Origin of the sequence: Psychromonas sp., from assembly GCF_047632995.1 — a bacterium.
Classification (GTDB): domain Bacteria; phylum Pseudomonadota; class Gammaproteobacteria; order Enterobacterales; family Psychromonadaceae; genus Psychromonas.
Map to the genome: position 1 here is coordinate 50,674 of NZ_JBLIEK010000003.1, position 14,845 is coordinate 65,518.

Here is a 14,845-nt window from a genome sequence, read left to right on the forward strand (position 1 = left end):
ATTTTTACTCCATTTGTCTTATTCGACAATCATCCTGATTTGAATAACCTGTTCTATTCAACAATAATCGGCTGTTCAACTCCAAGTCCCATAGAGTTAACAGCCGACTTCACGCCCGCTTTCTCTCGGCCGTAGGAATTATCTAAATTAAGCTGTAAATATTTGCATTTAAAGTTACTGCCGCTGGCCTGCATTCTTCGTCTACAATTCAGCTCTCCCTGCAAGATAACCGTTGCATTAACATCATCATATAATGCTGATGGAAGACTATCTAAATTCAGTGCCGCAGCAAATGTTGTCGCACTCCCTGTTTGCTGCAGTATATGCTGGGCCGCGCCATTTAACTTGATGTTTGATTCCCCTTGCATCACGCGTGTATCGATTATTTTCAGCCCTAAAAAAGAGCTATTCATGACCAAAACACCCAACACTAAAAGCAGCGGCAGAATCATCATGGCAATAAACAGCGCCATACCATTTTGTTTTTGTAGGCTAATCATCAACTAATACCACGCTGTTTTGAAAAGTTAATACATGTGAAACCAATTCTCTTTTATAGGCATCACCAGGGGCGGTAAAAGATTCTGTACCTAACTGATAAGTATCATTATTAACATAACCAGCCGTTTTTTCTAACGCCCGAACAAGCAGATAAATTTTGATTCCAATCACCCGGTTGCTATCCCAATCATTAGCGGTAACTTGTGATGCCCCCACAAAGGCATGAATTGATCCATCCCTATCACTGGCAATCAGTTTATCTAACGCGAACATAAACTGCATATTCTCGATACCCTCGACCAGTACCTCTTCTCTTACCATCTTATTTTTTTCGAGACGCAGACGGCGCAGCCTCGGAATATCAGCTTCTTTATCTAAATAATAAACATGATGGATATACTCCCAGGCAGGCGATATTGCAGCGGTTGTTAGTGCACTCGCATCGCCAAGATAAACCGTTATTCCCGAAGGTCTTAGATCAAGATAGTATCTGTCTGCTAGAAAACTGCCCGTCTGTGCTAAGCCTCTTGCTCGTTTGATTGATATATAATCTGTATTTGTAATAAGTGAGGTCGCGCTGTCGCTATCGTTAACGCATGCCATTTTTAAATTGCTAATAACAGAGGGGACTGTTGCAGCCCAAAGCTGCCGATATTGACCTGATGCAGGAAAGGAGCCACTGGAGATATCATCAAGGCAATCCAGACTGGTTGCGATAGCGGCGCCATTTAGATTCCATAATTCTCTGTTTTCACCTGTCGCTTGCGCAAAAAAATAGGATTGTTTTAAATCGCGCGTTAGAAGCTGCAATGCAAAGGACGCATTTTCCTGAAGTTCGCTACTGCCCAATGATGCAGTTGTCGCTCGCTGACTGGAAACGAAAATAGTTAATACGCCTGCGGTTAAAAACAGCGTCAGCATAATAACAATCATCCACTCAACAATTGAGTAACCCAATTGGCTTTTGCGCAATGGTAGCGAGCTATCTAAACAGTGCTTCATAATGATTTGCCCGTGTAGGTTGTTACCATTAACTGGCGTCGGGATGCGCTGGCCGTGCCACACTTGAATGTTAACTCAGTAGGCGCAACTCCAGCGGCAGCATCTGTACTTTCAATCGTAGAAAACCAAGTTAAAATAATGACATGTCTATTTTTAGCATCAAGTTCAATGCAAGCATCAGCTTCTATCAAGCCGGCGTTATTGCCTGCATCACTAACAACATTTGCCCCGATAAATTTATCTTTCCACTCATATAGGTCGTTGTTTTTTATATCTTCACCGCTGCAGTTGTCAAAGACGCCACCTACAGCGACACAACTGGGCACAGTTAAATAGGCACTCATTAAGCTGTCAATGGTATAGTCATTTCCGGCTTCCTGTAACCACACCCGATTTAACTGCATACGTTCGCTAAGATCGGAGGCAAGAGAATTGGCTAATGTGCGTTGCTGAATCTCAATGGCCGATTTTACCGCTGTAGATTGCATGCCCGCTAACCCCAATAGTCCCAAGGCTAAAATAAAGCTACTAATCATAATTTCAATTAAGCTAAAACCACCCATTTTCATAAAAAAGTCCATTCAAATGCAAAATATGTTCGCAACAATTAAGTATAGCGTTTGTGTGAGAATATAAATCAACAAAAGAGTAAACCGGTATAAAGAAAAGAGATTATCAGAGGTAGAAAAGGAGAGTAAACGAGTATAAAAGAGGAGATTGTCTGGCGTAAAAAGCGTCTTTATTGCAATCTTTTCAGCATGGAAAAATAAAAGTTTACAATTCAGATGGATAGATAAAGAAATTTATTTTGCATTGGTCCTGCAAAACAATACCTGTGCTTCCCCCCCTGAAAAAGAAAAATGAACAAAAAAGGCAACCTGCGTTCCCCTTCTTGCCATCTATTCAAAAAACTAGCACAGCATCTCTAGTAGAGCTGTCGCCAAGAAATACGCCCAAGTATAGGTGAACCATCATCATAAGTATACGTTTTACAACTGCCATCGTCGTAGCATGTAACCACATGCAGAACACCTTTCTCATCCAAGACAGCATTCACACCTATCGCTACCTTATCCTCGTCCTTATCATTAGTGGTATCTTCAGAAGTGTCTTTTGCTTCATCACCAGGTATAGTTGGATCAGCTTTTTTCCCTCCGCTGTCCAAGCTTGTTCCTGTGTTCAAATCTAGCGCCATATACCAGCTACCGCCTCCTGGTGTGCAAGAGGTCACATCATTATCAGGCAGTATGGTGGTAAAAAATATTTTATTCCCCACCAGCGCACTGTTCGTCGCTTGTCGCTCTCCTTCATTGTCCGTGTTGCTGCCAGCAGTCGTGGAATTACCCATGGTATTCACCAAATCGAGATAAAAACCATCATCGTCATCCCAATCAAAAGCATTAGCCGTTAAATGGCGTTTATTATTCTCTTCTTTTAAGATCTGTTGCGCAACTATATTGCTATACTGAGTAGTGCTGGAATCTCTAACTCTGGTTATGTTACTAGTATTCAATTTATCTTTAATAACGTAAAAACTCTGCGTTGCCTGAGCAGTTGGGCTATTATCTGTTGTTTCAATATACTTGCCCGTACCAAATGCGACCAGCACATACGAGTTAGTAGCGACAACAGGGTCAATGACATAGGATAATTGTGGTTGGGTTGTAATAGGCTGAGATAAATAGTCTGTATCTGCTGCATTTTTAGTTGGGCTGGTTGCTTTAAATAACGGCTTGCCGCCAGTTTTTTTATTCTTCCATTGAGCCAGATCACTGTCATTTGTGATATCAAAGACCCACATATTGCCATACAGATCGCCGGCATAAATATAATCCACTTTGCCATCATTATTACTATCTAACACAGCGGGACTGGCCATCGCATTAGCGCGACCAGCAGGGTCATCAGCGACTGTCGTTCCGGTGGTCAGTTTCTTAATTAAGCTGCCATCAGAAAGCTTAGCAATATAGATCGTTGCTTCGTCACTCTCTGAATTGTAACCATTGGCAAAAATAACACCGATCTCGCCATTATTAAGCTTCACAATCGTCGGCGCTGCCGCGGTAAATCCTAAATCACTATAACCGGCTGTATCAGGGGTAATTTCCCACTCAATCATGCCTGTGGCTGGCGTGGTCATATTAGATACATCGATTGCATAAAGCCCTTTCCCACCTAGACCTAATGTACCAACGAGAGTGGTTTTGCCATTTTCATCTGTATAAGCTGTGATCCCCCCATCAACCGAGTATTGATGTGTATAAGTTGGACTAACTAAATTAGCCAATTTGTCATAGACACCACTTGGTATGTAAGCCATTAGCTCTTCGCCATCGTCCACGTCCAGAACATGCACCATGCCGTCATTGGCCCCAAAAACCAGCACCTCTTTACCTACAGGATGGCCATTACTTGCTGTAACCGAATAGGGGGCTGCATGCATAACATCGCCAAGCACAGAGTCACGTACACGCATCGGGTTATTCGAGGGTGGAGTCTCATTATCTCGATCACCACGAATATAATTAACCACCTCTTTCAAGTAGGTCAAGGGATCACTACCTGTATAACCATCCAAAAGCAGATCCAATTGATCTTGTGTATAGTCATCTGTTCCAGCCGTTATTGACGCTGGTTGTTTAAATACAAAGGTTGCGCCGGCGGCACTCGGGCGACTAAATATATGACGTGTTGTGTGACGAGCTGGAACATCCAGCTTTTCGGCGGCGCTCCATTTATAACCAGAAGTTGGGTCGAAGTTGTAGTTTCCGTCTGCAGTATATGCCTTAACATCACCACTCCATCTAGCAGACTCAAAATAGCTGCGGTACTGCAATGTTCCTGCCGTCAGAATGAGGCTGTTGAATACCGCGGCGGATGCTGAGCCATTCGTTGCAAAAGCGCTAGCAAATGCTTGCGCTAGCTGTGATTTTAATTCACCGGCATTAGTCACCGGAAAGTAAGTATCAGGTACTTCATCAGCATCGCTATCCCACTCTGCAAGAATATTGGGTTTGCCATCTTCATTAATACTGTCATCATCACTGTCCTTAAACCCCCCCCATTTGGCCGCGTACCAGAGCGGTGAAGGTAAGAAATTTGCAGCTGCACCTACACTTGCACTTGGGAAAAAATTACGTGTGGCTTGTCGCGTAAGTTTGCCATTATTAACCGGTGAGCGTTTTTGATAAACAGCTTTGTCGGGCGTATCTAAATAATATTTTACATCGTTACTTGTTGAAGTTTCATCTTTAACTTCCAAGTAGAGACCATCGTGATTATCGCTAGTACCAGAAATAATATAACCCGCATGCTGAGTAACGCCTCCCTGAGCATAAATATTATCAAGGGTTATCTGCACGCCTTTCTTTAATTCAGATGCTGCACACGCCACTCCTGCAACTGGACATAGATCTGTTACTAGATAGCTGTATTTAACCACCATATCCATATCGTGGTCATTACCCTGTTCCACATCTTCAAAACTAACTCGAAACTTACCGCCGCTTGGGGAACTCACTTCAACATACCAGTCCACTATGGTATTGGTCGGCTGAAAAGCAGTTTCTGCGGCACTAATTCCACCGCCTTTAACCGATTTAGCAAAAGGCACTATTTTAATTTTGTTCCCGTCAATAGCGACCATTACTTCCGGCAGGGCAGAGGCCATTGCAACGACCATAGTATTGATTTTTTGTTTGCCATCTTGAGTACTAATATCATTAATTTTACCGTAATAAGCAACCCCTGCCGAGCTATAACTGCCCTTTTTGGTCGGTTCCGCCGGGGCTAACCCGCGAATATTTCCCAAACCTGTGATCTCTTTTGCAGTCGGTGCATTATCAGTGGGGGTGCCTGCTACCTCACCGATAAAATATTCACCTGATGTTTTACCTTCGCCGTCAGAAATAGTGTTTAGCAGTGTGCTGAGATTAAAACTGGATAAAGTTGACCCACTGTAACTTTTCGCAAATGTACCATTGGCGCCAGGCAACTGATCGGAATCATAAGAGGGATTAATATCACTGATTACTAAATTAGTCGCATCTAAACACTTTCGAGATCCATTCCCCGCTGCATAGGGATCATCCCATGTTGCATTGGGCAGTCCGAGTTCTCCATCAACGCCTCCTGATGTGTTATAAGTTGAGCTGGGGCTGCCCGCACCTGAGAAATAACGCAAGCTTTCATATAACATTTCACCAATTGGGTTTCCCCAGTCCTTGTAATTCCCTTGAACTAAGGATTTAGTAAACTTATCACCCCAGCTTGGTTGATAGTTTTTATTATTAGATGGGTGACCGGAAATTTTCAGGTTATTAATGGTATTAACTATACCCACTGTAGATTTGAAAGTTCCGTCAGCATTAACCTCTTCAGAAAATTTGTCGATCGCTTTACGCAGTACACCACCGGAAAGGTGTTTGTCATAGCTGCCGGTTAGCAAGCCAAAGAGCATTTTATCTGTATCCCCATAGTCCTGCAGCAAGCCGGTGGGTTTATAACTGACAGTCGATCCATCAATATACTTTTTACAATTTTCTTCCATAAAATCAGTCACACAGACTTTAACACGTACCTCATAATTGTGATCAACAGTAATATTACTGTCCTGTAGAACCCAGGCTTCTTTTGATGCCCAGCTCCATGGTCCCCAATCTGTATAAAATGATCCACTAGGCTGCGGCTGATCTTCAACCACGGCTAATATTGGTACACTGACATCGCTATTAAAGCTTGCGGTCCCAAAAAAATGCCGACGGTCCGCTGCCGTTGGAACACTTAAGGGGGTGTAATCGGCAATATCATATTTATCATTGTCAATAGAAGTGTAACCCTTTGCCCAGCTATGACCATCTTGAGGAATATATACACGATCTAACTTAGTGTTACCCGCGTTATCTGTTGAACGATAGCCACCATAAAGTACCTTGCGTAGTACATCCATGCGCGTCATGGTTAAGTAGTTAAGGAAATTACCGCTCCACGGTTGTGCGTTATCTGTACAGGCATCTTTATGATGATTTAATTTTTCCTTCGGTTTAAAAACTTTATTATTCGTATTGTATTCATAGCATTTCTTAGGATCGAAATAGCCATCATAACTGATAGAGGGTTTAAATCTTATATCTAGTACCCCATCACCATCGAGATCTGAGGCATCAGTATAGGCTTCATAATAAAGGGTATGGTCGCGCCCCATTACCAGCATCATCATTGGCGTCGATACTTTTTCAGTAAAAAGAGGTTGTTTCGCTAAGTCTAAATCAGTAGCCAATGCGCCGGGTAATGCAAGCAAAAAAACAGCTGCGGCAGTAAAATTTAATGTGAATTTAAACAAAATAGTATTCCTTTTATATTACCAACAGCCGCCGGTAGTAGGCGTAGTCACATTTTGACTGTTAAGGGTTAAATCACCACAACTGTCTGTACTTTGCGATCCCGGTTTTGGCGAAGCTGTGACTGTAAATGTACTTGCCGCCATGCTGGTAAACGCCAATGAATAATAGTTGTCAAACTCTGAGTTAGTGCTAACAGCTGAACTCGCGTTTACATAAGTCAAATTCATCGCATAAAAATTTTCCATCTGCTGTGCGGCTTCAACCAATGTTCTTTTCGCCTCCTCGCGACGCGCTTTTCTAACGCTGCCCATATAGCTCGGATAAGCGACAGATGCCAAAATACCGACAATAACAATGGTAATCATTAACTCAATCAGGGTAAATCCCTGTTGTGTAACTCGCATTAGTTTATTACTCCAAAATTGCATAGTGGCTTTGTAAGAAGGTTTCTGCACCACCAGTCCCTGTCGCTGTAGCCGTTATCCTGAAGATACGCCGACTATTAGTGCTTTCAAGGCCCATATCTTCTATCATATACTTCGGGTTTCCATGCAGTAAGCTACCACCGTTAGTTGCCTCAGCTGCACTGGCCCAATGTCCTGATGTCTTCCACCAGTCACTTGATGCAAACGCTGCTTGTTTCACCCCGTTTAGCGTGTAAAGGGTAGGCAGGTCACTTCTGTTTTCTTCCACCACCGTTTCCCCCTCCTGAAGTCCCGACTCTGCATCGGCAAAGGTAACAACCTGATCATAATGAGAGCTGCTCACTTTTCTTTGCGTAATAACCTGCCGGGCAATGGAGATGCCTAAAACTGAGATCACTAGTACAATCACCAGTGAAGTTATTAATGCGGCGCCACGCTGTTGATTTATATCTGTAAAATTCAAGCTAACCTCTCTAGTTTCTAATCAAGACAGTTTCAGTTACTACGTTTCTGAATTGGGTGTCATTAGCAGCGCTAATTGTCCGAGCAAATAAATCATAGGCTTTGCCATTTATCAGGTGATTACTGGTGACGTTTTGCGCCACTAAAAAACTCACTTTAACGCGATTAACAGCTGTCCAATCTGGAACATTATCAGCATCATAATATTGATAATTCGCGCCTGTTAATCCATATAACAGATGCAGATGTTCAATATTCTCACCCAAAACATTTACTGCTCCACCGTCAACTTGACAAACCAACTGTTCATGGTCATTTACAAAGATAAACAGCGAAGTAGCAGTAGTGGTATCAGTGAATTGAGTTCCATCACAGTTAAATATTCCCTCACTCGCTCCCAAAAAGCGCAGCGCAAGAATATCCGAATCATCTTTAGCGTCAGTAACACCAGTAGGAGAGCTAGATACTTCATTCCATCCTTGTATACTTTGTCCTGCAAGCAAATCTTTGCCACCCAAAGTATCTACGGGCAGCGCAAAATTAGCTTGGAGTTGTGCAAAATTCCTAAACCCTGCCTGCTGTATATACAATCTTAACAGCTGTATCGACATTCGCCCTTTACTAACCAGCGCCAGTGAACCTCGCGTATTATCATAAGCGCGCATATCGCCCAACACGGAATACATTAATCCCGCCAGCAGCGTAAGCGACAGGGTCATAGCCACCATCAACTCGACTAATGTGAAGCCTTTTTGTTTTGATTTTAACGCAGCCATACAGTTAAGCTCCCGCACTGGTAATTACCACTGTTTAGATTACAAACACCACTAGCGATCCCCGTTCTGGCGGCATCCCAAACAAGAGTAATTGTGACAAGGTTACCTACCCTTCCAACCGAAAAGCGAGGTAGTGGTAATTGTGCGTTTAAATCATCAAACCATTCCTTTACCTCATATTGGGCAAACTGAGCATGGGTAGTACAAGGAGCATTACCACAATCGACGGTAGTAGTCGGCGCTATTCCTGTGGTTAAATTGGTGAAGTTAAACTCATTAGCCAGTGCCGCTTGCGGGTTGACACGTATACGCTGCGACAAATCCAACAAGGCAAGATTTGCGGTCTGTGCAAAGCCAGCACGCTGGCCAATATCCATCGATTTCACCTGCATTTTTGCATGTCCGAGTACACCCACCGCGATAATCAACATTGCAATCAGAATCTCCAACAAGGTAAATCCATTTTGTGAATTACGCACTAACAACCACCTCCTACCGCAGACTCGATTGTTCCCATCTGGCTAATTGTTATTTGCGAGCCGGACTGATTTGTGGAGTGGCCGCAGAGGGTAAAGGTACCAATAGCACCCGACAGATGACCGGTGGGGTTAAATCGAATCAGCTCTGTGGTATTGCCAATGCTATTTATATCGCCCCTATTCTGATTGATAATAATCTCATCGGTATCATCTAATACGTCACCGCTCCTGTTTCGATCTTCATAGACCAACCAGCCAGTGCTGCTAGCCCAGTTAGAACAGGAAGATCCGTCTGATGTCGGGCAAAGATAGACAGATATATTTTTGCTTAAAGCCTGCTGCTGAGCGGTATTAAGTGCACTGATCAGCAGATCTCTGGCGGTGCGCTGCTTATTCGAGTTCACAAGATTTGTAAATGAGGGCGCTACAATCGTTAACAGTATCATAACCATACTAATTGTAATCAGTAACTCAATCAGGGTAAATCCTCGAACTCTCCCTTTGAAAAGCGTTTTTTCCATAAAACTTCCTTTAGTACTCTCATATTTGATTGAATTAATGCTTTTCACTATGAATAATCAACAAAACATTTGTCCACCATCACTATATCATCTGATTGATATCATTCAAGTGAGATCAAAGATTGTTCTGACACGGATCACGTAGGCCATTTATATAGCTTAATAGCGGCGTTATCTGCAGCTAAAAATCATCACTGACGCTGCTTAAATTCATCATTATCAGAAAACTTTTAATTTTTTATTAAATCATTTTTTTTAGGCTTTAAAAGAGAGCTGTTCATCAGAATTGCTAAGAATGTAAATTAAGTTATCTAATTTATTGGCAATTAGGGGGAATTGAAGAGGGTAAAATAGATGAGCCCTCTTCAAGCTAAAGAGGAGTTAGCAATAAAATGGCAAATGGGAGGCGCCAATAATATTGTGATTGCGTTAACAACCTCGCGTAGTGTCTCATCGCGAGGTAATTAATCTAGGGTATATCTGTCAGTCAATTTGCCTGATACGCAATTCAGCGGGAACTTCAAACACAATGTTTTCCTCGACACCGGGATTTTCAGTAACCACACTTCCCCCTAATGTTTTCAGTTTGGCAATCACAGCTTTAACTAAAATTTCCGGCGCGGATGCCCCCGCCGTGACGCCGACAACTTTTACATTTTCAAACCAATCACAATTAATATCTTTTTCACTATCAATAAGATAAGCATTTACACCAACACAACTCGCCTTTTCGCGCAGGCGATTTGAATTGGATGAATTGGTCGAACCAACCACTAACACCAAATCACTTTTTTGGGCAAGCTCCTTCACCGCATCCTGACGATTTTGAGTGGCATAACAGATATCATCTTTACGCGGTCCTGCAATATCGGGAAACTTATTACGTAACGCGTTGATAATATTAGCAGTATCATCAACCGATAAAGTCGTTTGTGAACTATAGCAGAGACTTTTGCTGTTTTTCACCTGCAGCTTGACGACATCTTCAGGTGATTCAACGAGGTAAATGCCGCCCGCCTGATTATCGTATTGCCCCATGGTACCGATGACTTCTGGGTGCCCATGATGACCTATCAATACACACTCCTGCCCCCGGCGGCTAGCACGAGTAACTTCCATATGAACTTTAGTGACCAGCGGGCAGGTCGCATCAAATACTTTTAATTTGCGACGGTTAGCTTCGACACGAACGGACTGTGGCACGCCATGCGCACTGAAAATAACAATCTGATCATCAGGAACTTCACACAGCTCTTCCACAAAAACCGCGCCGCGTGCTTGCAAATCATCAACCACATATTGGTTATGAACCACCTCATGACGTACGTAAATAGGAGGCGTAAAAAGCTCCAGTGCGCGATCAACAATTGAGATGGCGCGGTGTACGCCCGCACAAAAACCGCGCGGATTGGCTAAAATAATTTCCATAACTAACCTCTAAATAAGCGCTATTAATTCAATATTTCTAACACATCGACTGCAAATGTTAGCGTTTGTCCTGCAAGCGGATGATTAAAATCAACCGTCACGCTGTCTGCAACTACAGCGCGGATAATCCCCGGGATTTCACTACCATCAGGCTGAGTAAAACTAATAATAGTACCTACTTCTGCCGGCAAAGAGCTGCTAAATTTGCTCAATTCAATATGATGGATATTATCTGGATTAGATAAACCAAACGCAGACTCAGGCGCAAGCGTGAAGCTATCTGATTGACCTTCGCTTAAACCCAGTAAACATGCTTCAAAGCCAGGTGTCAAACTGCCATCTCCCATTACAAATTTAGATGGTTTATTATCCACTTTGCTGCTATCAACGGCAGAGCCATCTTCTAAACAGATTGAAAAATGGATCAATACTTCGCTATCTTCTTTAATCTCATTGCACTTATTAATGCTGCTCATTTTGATCACCTTTACCTGTTGTTTTACTGTTATCTTCTGGTGAGAAAAATGATTCTAAAATAATGATGGCCGCGCCAATAAAGATAACAATATCCGCAACATTAAAAGTTGGCCAGCGGTAAAAGCCCAAATCAAAATCCAAAAAATCAACTACATAACCAAACATTAAGCGATCTGTCACATTACCCAGTGCACCCGCCAAAATTAGCGCGAACGCAATATTTGTCCAGCGTTGCGCCTGACTATTTTGTTTTAATGAGTAGATAAGATAGGCAGAAACGGCAAAAGCGATAACGGTAAATAGATATTTCTGCCAGCCCCCCGCATCTCCTAGAAAGCTAAAAGCGGCACCATAATTGCGTGCATAGGTAAAATTAAAGAAGGAAAGTATTTGATATGACTCATGCAGATCCAGAGCTTGTACTGTCCAGTATTTAGTGACTTGGTCAATAATAAACATAACAGCTGAAAGCCATAACCAACGCAGTCCTGATCTTTGTATTGTCTCTGTCATCTCTGATCCTAAGTAAAACGCCTTAAAAAATTAAGGCGTTAATAGTTTGCTAGGAAGTGAAAAATAAATTACGCAAATTTGCGAACTTCACCCGCACCATCAATATTAGTCACACAACGTCCACATAATTCCGGATGCTGCTCATTTTGGCCAACTTCTTCATTATGGTGCCAGCAACGTGAGCATTTTGCGGCAGCACTTTTAGCAACGGTCACAGATAAACCTGTGAGTTCAGTTGCGATTGCGCTTGCCGGTGCTTCGGCTAAGGGGTTAATGGCAGTTTTAGAGGTGATTAATACAAAACGTAATTCATCTTCCACACTGCTTAATAATTTAATGAGTTCCGCTGAAGCATAAAGCGTGACTTCCGCTTCCAGCCCCCCACCAATCACACTGTCTTTACGTGCCAACTCTAACGCTTTATTCACTTCTGCACGAACAGAAATTAAACTGGCCCATTCGTCATTGCCTAACGCTTCATTTTCACTAAGATCGAACAACCCCTTGTACCAAACATCCGTGAACACAAACTCATCACGCTCTCCCGGCATATTATTCCAAATTTCATCCGCTGTGAAACTTAAGATTGGCGCCATTAATCGCACCAATGATTCAACGATATGGAACAGTGCAGTTTGACAGCTACGACGCGCATTACTATCCGATTTTGCTGTGTACTGCCTGTCTTTGATAATATCTAAGTAAAAACTACCCAACTCGATTGAACAGAAGTGGACGATTTTTTGGTAAACGATATGCAGATTATAGTTTTCGTATGCTTCAATTACATCATTTTGCAGTGCGAAGGTTTGTGCAACTATCCAACGATCCAGCGCAACCATCTCATCAGGGGCAACTAAATCAGTGTTTGGCTCAAAACCATTGAGGTTGGCTAATAAAAAGCGCGATGTATTACGGATACGACGGTAACTGTCGGCGCTACGGGTTAAGATCTCATCAGAAACAGTAATTTCACCGGTGTAGTCAGTTGATGCAACCCATAGGCGTAAAACATCAGCGCCCAAGTTGTTCATTACTGTTTGTGGTGCCATTACGTTACCAACCGATTTAGACATTTTCTTACCATGCGCATCAACCACAAAACCGTGTGTTAATACCTCTTTGTAAGGTGCTTTACCGGTCATCGCTACAGAACTATTTAACGAAGACTGGAACCAACCACGATGTTGATCTGAACCTTCAAGGTACATATCAATATCAACTTTCTCTCCAGCAGCATTCTTATACTCATCACGAGCACCAACAACAGAAGCGTGTGAGGTACCTGATTCAAACCAAATATCTAACGTATCGGTTACTTTACGGTACTCTTGTGCTTCAAAACCTAATAGTTTTTCAGCATCCAGATCCCACCAAGCTTGAATCCCCTCTTTTTCAATTTTAAGGGCGATAAGTTCCATCATCTCAACACTGTTTGGATGTAGTTCATCTGTTTCTTTATGTACAAACAGGGTAATTGGTACACCCCATGTACGCTGACGAGAGATACACCAATCAGGCGCTCCTTCAACCATTTTCTGAATACGGTTTTGCCCCCAGCTTGGGATCCATTTAACATCTTTGATTTGCCCCAATGCTTTATCGCGTAAGCCTTTTTGGCTCATAGAAATAAACCATTGTGGCGTAGCACGGAAGATAATTGGCGTTTTGTGTCTCCAACAATGTGGGTAGCTGTGTTTAATGTTGACATGATTAATCAGCGCATTACGTTCCGTCAATACTTCTAGTACTTTATCGTTAGCTTTAAAAACATGTAGTCCTGCAAAGAACTCTGTATCATCACGGAATACACCGTTATCACCCACAGGGTTTGCTACTTCTAAATCATATTTCAGACCAACAGAGTAATCGTCTTGACCATGACCTGGCGCGGTGTGTACACAGCCAGTACCCGCATCGGTGGTGACGTGGTCTGCAACAATAGCGGGCACTTGTAAGTCTAAAAACGGGTGATTAAATAGTTGTTTTTCTAAATCTAAGCCCGTGCAAATTGCTAAGGTTTTAGCATCTTCGATACTATAACGCTCCATCGTACTAGCCACTAAATCAGAGGCTAAAATAAGACGACGCTCACCCGCTTGCACTAATGAATATTCTACTTTAGCTGCCAATGCAATCGCGCGGTTAGCAGGCAATGTCCAAGGTGTGGTTGTCCAGATAACCGTACAAACATCACCGTGACCTAAATCATCACCTTCAGCACTGAAACAAGCAATAACAGCGTTGTTATTAACGGCAGTGAATGCCACATCAATCGCAGGAGATAGTTTGTCTTCATATTCAACTTCAGCTTCCGCTAATGAAGAACCACAGTCAGTACACCAATGCACAGGTTTAGAACCTTTGAGCAGATGACCGTTTTCAATGATTTTTGCAAATGCACGCACAATATTTGCTTCAGTATCAAAGTTCATTGTGAGGTATGGGTTTTCCCAATCACCTAATACACCAAGGCGTTTAAAGTCTTTACGTTGACCATCAACTTGACGTGCGGCATATTCTCGACATTTAATACGGAACTCGGCAGGTGTTAATTTTTTACCCGGCTTACCATGTTTTTGCTCTACTTTTATTTCAATTGGCAGGCCATGGCAATCCCAACCGGGAATGTAAGGTGCATCAAAATCGGAAAGCGTTTTTGATTTGATAATAATATCTTTTAAAATTTTATTAACTGAGTGACCGATATGAATATCACCATTTGCATACGGAGGGCCGTCATGCAAAATAAATGTTTTTTTACCTTTTTTAGCAGCCCGAATCTTTTGGTAAAGATCTTTGCTGTACCAGTTTTTCAACATATTAGGCTCACGATTGGCAAGATTTGCGCGCATCGGGAAACCCGTTTTAGGTAAGTTTAACGTATCTTTATAGTCACTCATTTCTATTTTCCATTAA

General features: G+C 42.5%; 13 protein-coding genes. All 13 read right to left on the reverse strand.

Annotated elements, in window-relative coordinates; genetic code table 11:
• Window positions 1-53: 53 nt before the first annotated feature.
• Window positions 54-500 carry a hypothetical protein gene (locus ACJAT7_RS01315; RefSeq protein ID WP_415224988.1) on the reverse strand — a complete coding sequence of 149 codons (447 nt, stop codon included), beginning with the start codon at window positions 498-500 and terminating at the stop codon, window positions 54-56.
• Entirely contained in the window at window positions 493-1,503 is a 1,011-nt protein-coding gene (locus tag ACJAT7_RS01320) for a PilW family protein (RefSeq protein ID WP_415224989.1), read from the reverse strand. The genes ACJAT7_RS01315 and ACJAT7_RS01320 overlap by 8 nt, the downstream gene beginning before the upstream one ends.
• Entirely contained in the window at window positions 1,500-2,072 is a 573-nt protein-coding gene (gene pilV, locus ACJAT7_RS01325; RefSeq protein ID WP_415224990.1) for a type IV pilus modification protein PilV, read from the reverse strand. The genes ACJAT7_RS01320 and pilV (ACJAT7_RS01325) overlap by 4 nt, the downstream gene beginning before the upstream one ends.
• A gap of 356 nt (window positions 2,073-2,428) precedes the next feature.
• Window positions 2,429-6,844: a pilus assembly protein gene (locus tag ACJAT7_RS01330; RefSeq protein ID WP_415224991.1), complete on the reverse strand. Its 4,416-nt coding sequence runs from the start codon at window positions 6,842-6,844 to the stop codon at window positions 2,429-2,431.
• An 18-nt stretch (window positions 6,845-6,862) separates the two neighbouring features.
• Window positions 6,863-7,249 carry a type IV pilin protein gene (locus ACJAT7_RS01335; protein ID WP_415224992.1) on the reverse strand — a complete coding sequence of 129 codons (387 nt, stop codon included), beginning with the start codon at window positions 7,247-7,249 and terminating at the stop codon, window positions 6,863-6,865.
• A gap of 7 nt (window positions 7,250-7,256) precedes the next feature.
• Complete coding sequence (locus ACJAT7_RS01340) at window positions 7,257-7,733, reverse strand: PilX N-terminal domain-containing pilus assembly protein (RefSeq protein ID WP_415224993.1); 477 nt, start codon at window positions 7,731-7,733, stop codon at window positions 7,257-7,259.
• Between the two features lie 10 nt (window positions 7,734-7,743).
• The gene (locus ACJAT7_RS01345) at window positions 7,744-8,508 is read right to left on the reverse strand and encodes a PilW family protein (RefSeq protein ID WP_415224994.1); all 765 of its coding nucleotides are present in this window, start codon (window positions 8,506-8,508) and stop codon (window positions 7,744-7,746) included.
• On the reverse strand, window positions 8,496-8,987 hold the full coding sequence (gene pilV, locus ACJAT7_RS01350; protein ID WP_415224995.1) for a type IV pilus modification protein PilV: 492 nt from the start codon (window positions 8,985-8,987) through the stop codon (window positions 8,496-8,498). Before pilV (ACJAT7_RS01350) ends, ACJAT7_RS01345 begins: the two co-directional genes overlap by 13 nt.
• Window positions 8,987-9,508, reverse strand: coding sequence for a GspH/FimT family pseudopilin (locus ACJAT7_RS01355; RefSeq protein ID WP_415224996.1), 522 nt, complete (start codon window positions 9,506-9,508; stop codon window positions 8,987-8,989). The genes pilV (ACJAT7_RS01350) and ACJAT7_RS01355 overlap by 1 nt, the downstream gene beginning before the upstream one ends.
• A 483-nt stretch (window positions 9,509-9,991) precedes the next feature.
• Complete coding sequence (gene ispH / locus ACJAT7_RS01360) at window positions 9,992-10,936, reverse strand: 4-hydroxy-3-methylbut-2-enyl diphosphate reductase (RefSeq protein ID WP_415224997.1); 945 nt, start codon at window positions 10,934-10,936, stop codon at window positions 9,992-9,994.
• A 23-nt stretch (window positions 10,937-10,959) separates the two neighbouring features.
• Window positions 10,960-11,412 carry an FKBP-type peptidyl-prolyl cis-trans isomerase gene (gene fkpB / locus ACJAT7_RS01365; RefSeq protein ID WP_415224998.1) on the reverse strand — a complete coding sequence of 151 codons (453 nt, stop codon included), beginning with the start codon at window positions 11,410-11,412 and terminating at the stop codon, window positions 10,960-10,962.
• Window positions 11,399-11,926, reverse strand: coding sequence for a signal peptidase II (gene lspA, locus ACJAT7_RS01370; RefSeq protein WP_415224999.1), 528 nt, complete (start codon window positions 11,924-11,926; stop codon window positions 11,399-11,401). The genes fkpB and lspA overlap by 14 nt, the downstream gene beginning before the upstream one ends.
• A 68-nt stretch (window positions 11,927-11,994) precedes the next feature.
• On the reverse strand, window positions 11,995-14,829 hold the full coding sequence (gene ileS / locus ACJAT7_RS01375; protein ID WP_415225000.1) for an isoleucine--tRNA ligase: 2,835 nt from the start codon (window positions 14,827-14,829) through the stop codon (window positions 11,995-11,997).
• Window positions 14,830-14,845 lie beyond the last annotated feature (16 nt).

Coding starts and splice junctions, on each gene's coding strand:
- ACJAT7_RS01315 (WP_415224988.1), bottom strand. CDS start 500: ATGATTAGCCTACAAAAACAAAATGGTATGGCGCTGTTTATTGCCATG.
- ACJAT7_RS01320 (WP_415224989.1), bottom strand. CDS start 1,503: ATGAAGCACTGTTTAGATAGCTCGCTACCATTGCGCAAAAGCCAATTG.
- pilV (WP_415224990.1), bottom strand. CDS start 2,072: ATGAAAATGGGTGGTTTTAGCTTAATTGAAATTATGATTAGTAGCTTT.
- ACJAT7_RS01335 (WP_415224992.1), bottom strand. CDS start 7,249: ATGCGAGTTACACAACAGGGATTTACCCTGATTGAGTTAATGATTACC.
- ACJAT7_RS01345 (WP_415224994.1), bottom strand. CDS start 8,508: ATGGCTGCGTTAAAATCAAAACAAAAAGGCTTCACATTAGTCGAGTTG.
- ACJAT7_RS01355 (WP_415224996.1), bottom strand. CDS start 9,508: ATGGAAAAAACGCTTTTCAAAGGGAGAGTTCGAGGATTTACCCTGATT.
- ispH (WP_415224997.1), bottom strand. CDS start 10,936: ATGGAAATTATTTTAGCCAATCCGCGCGGTTTTTGTGCGGGCGTACAC.
- fkpB (WP_415224998.1), bottom strand. CDS start 11,412: ATGAGCAGCATTAATAAGTGCAATGAGATTAAAGAAGATAGCGAAGTA.
- lspA (WP_415224999.1), bottom strand. CDS start 11,926: ATGACAGAGACAATACAAAGATCAGGACTGCGTTGGTTATGGCTTTCA.
- ileS (WP_415225000.1), bottom strand. CDS start 14,829: ATGAGTGACTATAAAGATACGTTAAACTTACCTAAAACGGGTTTCCCG.